Source organism: Cellulosimicrobium sp. BMG9.22 (assembly GCF_059159975.1).
In genome coordinates this window covers 192,467-200,654 of the sequence record NZ_JBZGBY010000002.1, presented here as the reverse complement: position 1 = coordinate 200,654, position 8,188 = coordinate 192,467, and the positions used below count along the sequence as shown (strand labels likewise).

The window sequence follows — 8,188 nt, the reverse complement described above, 5'->3', positions numbered from 1 at the left end:
ATGGGTAGATCTCTTCGTGTGATTCCCGGGAGGTCCGCATGACCACGTCCACCGCCCCCACGACCCGCCAGACCGACGACGCGGAGGTCGACGCCACCGTGCGTGCCGCCGCGGCGGCCTGGCCGGCGTGGCGCTCCACCTCGCCGTCGGACCGCGCGGCCGCGCTGCGCGCCGCCGCGCGGGTGGTGCGCGACGCCACCGACGAGCTCGGCGCGCTCCTGCGCACCACCACGGGGAGGCTCGAGCGGGAGGCGCGCGCGTCGGCGGAGGTCGCCGCCGAGCTGCTCGAGGAGGCCGCGGTCGCGGGGCTCGGCCGTGCCGGGCGCGTCCTGGCCGGCGACCCGGCGGCGCTCGACGTCGTGCGCCGCGAGCCGCGGGGCGTCGTCGCGGTCGTCACGCCCTGGAACGACCCCTACCCGGCCGCGGCCGGGCTGATCGCCGCGGCGCTCGTCACGGGCAACGTCGTCGTGCACAAGCCGTCGGAGCGCAGCGACGCGCCCGGCGTGCGCCTCGCGGAGCTCGTCGCCGGTGCGCTGCCGCCGGACGTGCTGCGCGTCGTGAGCGGCGACGGCTCGACCGGTGAGGCCCTCGTCGCGCACGACGACGTCGCCCTGGTCGCGCACGTCGGCTCGACGGCGGCCGGGCGCCGGATCGCGGCGGTCGCGGGCGCGCGGGGCGCGAAGGCGCTGCTCGAGAACGGCGGCAAGGACCCGCTCGTCGTGGACGCGGGCGTGGACCCGGCGTTCGCCGCGCAGCAGATCGCGACCGGCGCGTTCACCAACGGCGGCCAGCTCTGCACCGCGGTGGAGCGCGCGTACGTGGTCGAGGAGGTCGCGGACGCCGTCGTCGCGGAGCTCGCGCGCCTCGCCGAGGAGCTCGTCGTGGGCGACCCGGCCGACGACGCCACGACGATGGGCCCGCTCGTCGACGAGGACCAGCTCGCCGTCGTCGACGAGCACGTCCGCGGTGCCGTGGTCGCGGGCGCCGCGGTGGTGACGGGCGGTCGACGCCTCGACCGGACCGGGTCGTTCTACGCGCCCACCGTGCTCGACCGGTGCCCGGACGACGTGGACCTGCTGACCCAGGAGACGTTCGGGCCCGTCGCCCCGGTCGTGCGCGTCGCGGACTTCGACGAAGGGCTGCGCCGTGCGTCGGCGTCGGCCTACGGGCTCGCGGCGACCGTCCTCACGCCGTCGCTCGACCACGCGCTGCGCGCGGCGGACGTGCTCGACGTGGGGACGGTCAAGGTCAACGCGGTGTTCGGCGGCGCCCCCGGCGGGTCGGCCGACCCGCGACGGGGCAGCGGCGGGGGAGCGGGATACGGCCCTGACCTGCTGGACGAGATGACCGTCCGCAAGGTGATCCACCTCGAAGGGCTGGCGACGACGTGAACGGCGGCGCCGAGCGCGACGCTCACGTTCGGGACCCGCCACTTCAGATCGAGCGTCATAGCAATGGTCGCAAGATGGAATCGACTTATGACTTGGCATCGCCGAAAGGCGACCGTATGGTCGGAACAGTGCGACGCCCGGCGACGGTGCCGTTCGCCGCACGAGGGCCTCGTCACCGGGGCCCGCAGCCCATCCGGGGTCGACCGATCGGTGGTGATCGTCGAGTGAGCGGTATCGCGTGCCGGCGCTGCGCTGCCGAACGGGGGCTCCTGGTTCCTCGATATGCGTCAAGGAGGACGTTGTGCACAGACCATCCACGGGCCGCCGCCGGCTGACCCGAGGTGCTGCCGCGGCACTGTCCGCTGCGGTACTCGTGCCACTGACCATCGGCGGGGCGAGTGCTCACCCCGGACACGGCGACGACGTCGTCGACCCTCCGCCCGCGGCGGCGGAGGCCCAGGACTGGAACAGCTACGAGAAGATCCTGCTCAGCAAGAACACGGGCGAGCCGATCGACCTGGCCGTGCTGCCCGACTCGCGGATCCTGCACACCGCGCGCGACGGCGTCGTGCGGCTCACCGACTCCACGACGGGGCGGACCACCCAGATCGCAGAGCTCGACGTCTACGCGAACTCCGAGGACGGGCTGCAGGGCATCTCCCTCGACCCGAACTTCGAGGAGAACAACTGGGTCTACCTGGTCTACGCGCCCCGCGTCATGGAGGGCACGTCGCCCGGCGGGGTCGAGTACCCCGAGACCACCCCCCAGGGCAGCGCGCCCAACTCGCTGCCCGCGGGCGAGGACGAGAGCTACTGGGACCAGTGGCTGGGCTACAACCAGCTCTCCCGGTTCACCTTCGACCCGGAGGCCGGCACGCTCGACCTCGCCAGCGAGCGCGAGATCATCAAGGTCGACGCCCAGCGCGGCCAGTGCTGCCACGTGGGTGCGGACATGGCGTGGGACGCCGAGGGCAACCTGTACCTCTCGACGGGTGACAACACCCCCGCCAGCACCCCGGGCGCCAACGGCTACACGCCGATCAACAACGCGCCCGGCATGAACCCCGGCTTCGACTCCCGTCGCGGCGCCGGCAGCACCAACGACCTGCGCGGCAAGATCCTGCGGATCGACCCGATCGAGGACCTCGCGGCCGACACCGAGGTGGGGCCGGACAGCACGTACACGATCCCCGCGGGCAACCTCTTCGACGGCGCAGAGCAGCCGGACCTGGTGCGCGAGGAGATCTACGTGATGGGTCTGCGCAACCCGTTCCGGATCGACTACGACCTCGAGTCGGGCGCTCTGGTCTGGGCCGACTACGGCCCGGACGCCGGCGCCGCGCAGCCCGACCGCGGCCCGATGGGCTACGTCGAGTGGCAGCTCACGACCGAGCCCATGAACGGCGGTTGGCCGTACTGCCACGGCCCGAACGCGGCCTACAACGAGTGGGACTTCGCGACCGGGACGCCCGGGGCGCAGTTCTTCGACTGCGAGGCCGGACCCGAGAACAGCTCGACGTGGAACACGGGCCTCGACCAGGTCCCGCCGGTCACCGCACCGCAGGTCTACTACGGCGACAACCCCGGCGACCAGCCGGAGCTGCTCGACCCGTTGACGGAGTGGGGCGGTGGCGGTCAGGCCCCGATGGGCGGCCCGATCTACCGCTACGACGAGGCCCTCGAGTCGGACGTCAAGTTCCCGGAGTACTGGGACGGCCACCCGCTCATGGCGGAGTTCTCGCAGGACTACGTGGCGGCGTTCACGCTGGACGAGCTCTCCTCCGACGGTGTCGTCACCCAGGTCGAGGACTTCCTGCCCAACGACCACCTCGAGACGGTCGACCAGCCGATCTGGGACAACGTCATGGACATGGAGTTCGGTCCTGACGGCGCCCTCTACGTGCTCGAGTACGGCGACGGCTTCTTCCGTCAGAACGCCGACGCGGGCCTGTACAAGATCACCTACGGGTCGGACAACAAGACCCCGCGGGCGTTCATCTCCGCCGACCCGGTCTCGGGCAGCACCGCGCCGCTCGAGGTCACGTTCGACGCCTCGGAGACCACCGACGCCGAGACCCCGAGCGACGAGCTCGTCTACGAGTGGGACTTCGACTCCGACGGTGAGTACGACGCCGACGGCGTGACGGTCACGCACACGTTCGCCGACCTTGGTCAGTTCAACGTGCAGCTGCGCGTCACCGACCCCGAGGGCAACTTCGGCCTCGCGATCCAGCAGATCACCGTCGGCAACACCGCTCCGGTGATCACGCTCGACCAGCCGGACGGCGCCATCTTCGACTGGGGCGACGCCGTCCCGTACACCGTCTCGGTGGAGGACGCCGAGGACGGCAACGACCCGGTGTGCCGCGACATCCAGTACACGTTCGGGCTCGGGCACAACACCCACGCGCACCCCGAGGTGAGCGGACGGGCGGCGGACACCGAGGCCGGGTGCGGGTTCACCATCCAGACGAGTGCGGACGCGGTCGAGCACGGCGAGGGCGAGAAGATCTTCGGCACCCTCGTCGTGACGTACACCGACCAGGCGCAGGGCGAGGTTCCCGCCACGCGCGGGGAGGCCACGCACATCCTCAAGCCGTCGGTGCAGCAGGCCGAGTGGTACGACGCGGCCGAGGGCATCGAGGTCGTGGACGACGCAGGTGCCGAGGCGGGGTCCTACGTGACCTCGCTCGACGAGGGCGACTCGTTCAGCTACTTCCCGATCGCCCTGCAGCACGCCCCGACCGGTGACGCCGTCACCGACATCACCGTCCGCGGCAGGGGCGAGGGCACGCTCTCCCTCGGCTGGACGGCCGAGGGCGCCGAGGCTACCGAGCCGCTCGCCGACTTCGAGTTCACCGACGCAAACTGGCAGGACGTCGCCCAGACGCTCACCAGCGTGCCGGAGGGCTCGGGTTCGATCGTGGTCACGAGCACCGGCGGCGTCGACGTCGACCAGCTCACCTTCGCCGTCGGCGACGGCCCGGTCGAGCCGGTCACCGTCCCGGTGGACCAGGTCTCGATCCAGATGTTCTCGCTCATCCCGTGGGTCGACGAAGTCGGCCTCCCGGCCGTGCTCGAGCGGCTCTCGGAGATCGGGTTCGAGAACATCGAGCCGTTCGGCGGGAACTTCGAGGGCTACACGGCCGAGGAGTTCCGTGCGCTGGTCGACTCGTACGGTCTGAGCGTGAAGTCGTCCCACTACGACGTGGACGAGGGCACGTTCGACGACACGCTGGACTTCGTCACGACGCTGGGCCAGGAGTACGTGGGCTCGGGTGGCTTCCCCGCACCGGGGATCGGCACCTACGAGAACACGCTGGCCACTGCCGAGGCGATGAACCGGCTCGGTGAGCGGACCGTGGAGGCGGGGCTGGAGAAGTTCTTCGGTCACAACCACGACGGCGAGTTCCGGACGACGTACGAGCACGAGGGGGAGACCCTCTCGGCCTGGGAGATCCTGGTCCGCGAGACGAACCCCGAGTACGTGACGTTCCAGCTCGACGTGGCGTGGGCGGCGCACGCGGGTGTCGACGTCCCGGCGCTCATCGAGGAGTACGGCGACCGGATCGCGCTGCTGCACGTCAAGGACGCCACCGGTCTCAACGCCGGCGGTCGTCCGACGTTCACCAACCTCGGTGACGGCGACGTGCCGCTGCAGGAGATCCTCGCCGCCGCGCAGGAGGCCGGCGTCGCGTACTACGTGCTGGAGTACGACGTGGCCCCGGACGGCGAGGACTTCGCGACGACCGGGTTCGAGTACCTCACCGGCCTCCCGGCCGGCGGGAGCGGACCGACGGTCACGGTGACGGCGCAGCCGCGCTGCCTCGCCGGCAACGCCTACCTCGCGGTGCGGGCGCTGAACGACGAGGACGTCCCGCTCACGATCACGATCGAGACGCCCTTCGGCAGCAGGACGTTCGAGGACGTGGCACCGGGCAGCAACGCCTACCAGTCGTTCAACGCGCGGGCCGACGCTCTCGAAGCCGGCGCGACCAGCGTCTCCGCGACGGATGCCGAAGGGGGGACGGCCACGGTCACGGCCGAGTACGACGCCCTGTCGTGCGGCTGACGCACTCCTGACACGCACCGGGTGAGGCGGACGTCCGACGCCGCCTCACCCGGTGCCGACGCAGTCGAGGGCGACGCAGACGAGGCCGACGCAGGCGAGGGCCCGGGTGACGTTCCCACGCTACCCGGGCCCTCGTGCGGTCGGGCCTCAGCCCTCCTTGACCTGGTCGCGGACGTCGCCCGCAGCCTCCTTGCCGTGCTGCCCGACGGACTGCGCGGCGCCCTTGGCGGAGTCGGCGACAGCCTGGGCGCTCTCCTTCGCCGGCTCCTTGAGGTCCTCGACCACTTCGGTGGCGGTCGCCTTCACGTCGTCGACGAGCGGTGCGGCCTTCTCCTTCACGGCCCCGGCGGCGCGCTGCTCCGTGCGGCTCGCCGGGACGAGCGACGCGACGACGAGGCCGAGGCCGAAGGCCACGAGGCCCACGGCGAGCGGGTTGCCCTGCGTCTGCTCCTTGACCGCGCGGGGCGCGGAGCGCGCGGTGTCGGCGACCGACGACGCGGCACCCCGGGCCGAGTCCGCGACCGACGACGCCGCGTCGCGGCCCCGGTCGGTCAGGTCGTGCGTCGTGTCGCGCGCGGAGCCCGCCGTGTCGTGGGCGCTGCCCATGACCCGGTCCTTCACGGAGCCGACGCCCGACTTCACACGGTCCACCTGGCGCCGCGCCACGTTGCTGGGGCTCACCTTGTCGCCGAGCGCGTCGACGTCGCGGCTGAGCTCGGTCCGCGTGCGCTCGATGTCGGCGCGGATCTCCTCGGGATCGCTCGTGCTCATGAGTTCTTCTCCTCGTGTCCTCGGACGGCATTCGGGATCTTCTTGATCGTGTCGGCCGTCTCGGGCATGCCCTCGACGGTCTTCAGCTGCTTGCGGCCGACCGCGGCGAGCACCGCCGCGATCACGGCCCACAGGACCGCGACGACGAGCGCCGACCAGCCACGCCCCATGACGGCGCCGAGCGCCCACCACAGGGCGATGGACAGGAACAGCAGGACGAAGTGTCCGGCGACGCCCGCCCCGGCGAGCATGCCGGCGCCCTTCCCGGCACGCTGCGCCGACTGCTTGGCCTCGGCCTTGGCGAGCTCCACCTCCTGCCGCATCAGCGTGGACAGGTCGCGGCTCACCTCGGCGACGAGATCGCCGACGCTCTGCTGCTCGGGCGGACGGACCGGGTCCCCGCCCGGCACCGCGCCCGTGCCGAGGTCCGGCCGGGTCGTGGCGGAGTGCCGCGACGTGTTCGCCGCGGCGAACGGGTCAGGTGCGCTCGACATCGGCCTCACCCCCGAGGGTGCTCGAACCCGTGCCGCCGGAGGTGGCGGGCGGCGGGAAGGACGGCGGCGTCGTGCGACCCGTGGAGTACGCCGTGCCGGCGTCGTCCGCGAGCGGGTCGTCCGCGGTGTAGGCGCCCGTCCGCCCGGCGAGCGGGTCCCCGCTCGCCACGCCGCCCGTCGACCCCGTGACGCCGGCGGCCGCGCCGGTACCGGCCGGATAGCCGGTCCCGACGCCCCCGGTGGTGGTGTAGCCCGCGGACTCGTAGCCCGTGGTCCCGTAGCCCGCGGTGCTGTGGTCCGTCGAGGCGGTACCGCCGGAGTCGCTGTCGGATCCTGCGTCCTTCGCACCGCGCAGGAGGCGGCCGACGATCAGTCCGGCACCGGCTGCGATCGCGATGAACATGCCGGGGCGGCGGCGCGCGAAGTCCTCGACCTCTCGCAGCACGGACGCGGGCTCCCGGTCCTCGAACCACTGCGCCACCTGTCCGGTGGCGTCACCGGCGCGCTGCACCAGGTCGCTCGCGTAGCCCGGGTCCTGCGTGCCGCCTGCCATCTGCTTGAGCTCGTCGCCCAGGTGGCGCAGGCCCTCGGCCAGGCGCTGCTGCTGCGTCCCGGCCTGCGAGCTCAGGCCGCCCCGAGCCTGGTCGACCAGACCGCGTGCCTGGTCCTTCGCCTCGTGCGCGACGTCGCGCGCCTTCTCCTTCGCGTCGCCCGCGACCTCACGGCCCGCGTCGCCCGCGTGCGACGCCGCGTCGCCGACCCGGTCCTTGACCCCGGTCGTGTGCTTGCCCGACGTGCCCCCGCCGTCGTCCGGCGTCGTGGACCCGGGCGAACCCGGTCCGGTGCCGTAGGGAACCTGCGTGTCGCTCATGGTGGACTCCTGTCGCCGGCCCGCCCGTGACGGGGCGCTGGCACTGACGGCGGAGCACGGACCGCAACGGGGCCGTGCGCCACCGGTGACGGCCTCTTGCTGGACCTGATCCTCACCGTAGGGCGCTCGCTCCCACTCACAACCCGACGAACGTGCGGGCGCTCGACGTGAGCCGAACGGCCGGCCATCGCGCGGTTCCGGGTTGCGAGCGGCGCGGGGCTTGCGACGGTGGACGTGGTCCAGCAGGTGGCCGTCGCACGCGCCGGGGGCGCCTCGGCACACGACCACGCACCGACGGCGGTGCGTCGGAGGAGCAGATCATGGCCACAGGAGAGACCGGGTTCGACGACGTCACGTTCGACCTCATCTCGGTGCAGTACCACTCGCTCAAGGCCGGGCACGACTACGGCCAGTACGTCCGCGACGCCCGCAACGCGGGCAAGGAGGAGATCGCCACGTTCTTCGAGAAGGTCATGGCGGAGGACTCCGAGCGTGCGCAGCAGTGCCACCGCTTCCTCGCGGAGCTCACGCAGCACGGCACGTCGGCGACGTCCCCGCAGGGCTGAGGCGCACGGGCCGCGCCTCGCAG

General features: G+C 72.4%; 6 protein-coding genes. 3 read left to right on the top strand and 3 right to left on the bottom strand.

Annotated elements, in window-relative coordinates; translation table 11 throughout:
• Window positions 1–38: 38 nt before the first annotated feature.
• Together AC4H2H_RS02775 and AC4H2H_RS02770 are read left to right on the top strand one after the other, a co-directional pair.
• Entirely contained in the window at window positions 39–1,391 is a 1,353-nt protein-coding gene (locus AC4H2H_RS02775) for an aldehyde dehydrogenase family protein (protein ID WP_494369284.1), read from the top strand.
• A gap of 301 nt (window positions 1,392–1,692) precedes the next feature.
• Complete coding sequence (locus tag AC4H2H_RS02770) at window positions 1,693–5,463, top strand: PQQ-dependent sugar dehydrogenase (RefSeq protein ID WP_494369283.1); 3,771 nt, start codon at window positions 1,693–1,695, stop codon at window positions 5,461–5,463.
• Window positions 5,464–5,610: 147 nt separating this feature from the next.
• Here AC4H2H_RS02770 and AC4H2H_RS02765 read toward each other — a convergent pair whose 3' ends face one another.
• From AC4H2H_RS02765 to AC4H2H_RS02755, 3 genes are read right to left on the bottom strand one after another with little or no spacing between them, the layout of a single operon-like run.
• Window positions 5,611–6,234, bottom strand: a complete 624-nt coding sequence (locus AC4H2H_RS02765) for a DUF3618 domain-containing protein (RefSeq protein WP_494369282.1) — start codon at window positions 6,232–6,234, stop codon at window positions 5,611–5,613.
• A complete protein-coding gene (locus tag AC4H2H_RS02760) occupies window positions 6,231–6,728 on the bottom strand; it encodes a phage holin family protein (protein ID WP_494369281.1) in 498 nt (165 codons plus the stop codon). Before AC4H2H_RS02760 ends, AC4H2H_RS02765 begins: the two co-directional genes overlap by 4 nt.
• On the bottom strand, window positions 6,712–7,599 hold the full coding sequence (locus AC4H2H_RS02755; protein WP_494369280.1) for a hypothetical protein: 888 nt from the start codon (window positions 7,597–7,599) through the stop codon (window positions 6,712–6,714). The genes AC4H2H_RS02760 and AC4H2H_RS02755 overlap by 17 nt, the downstream gene beginning before the upstream one ends.
• Before the next feature lie 320 nt (window positions 7,600–7,919).
• On the opposite strand from AC4H2H_RS02755, the gene AC4H2H_RS02750 reads away from it, so the two are divergent.
• Entirely contained in the window at window positions 7,920–8,165 is a 246-nt protein-coding gene (locus AC4H2H_RS02750) for an acyl carrier protein (protein ID WP_494369279.1), read from the top strand.
• Window positions 8,166–8,188: the final 23 nt, after the last annotated feature.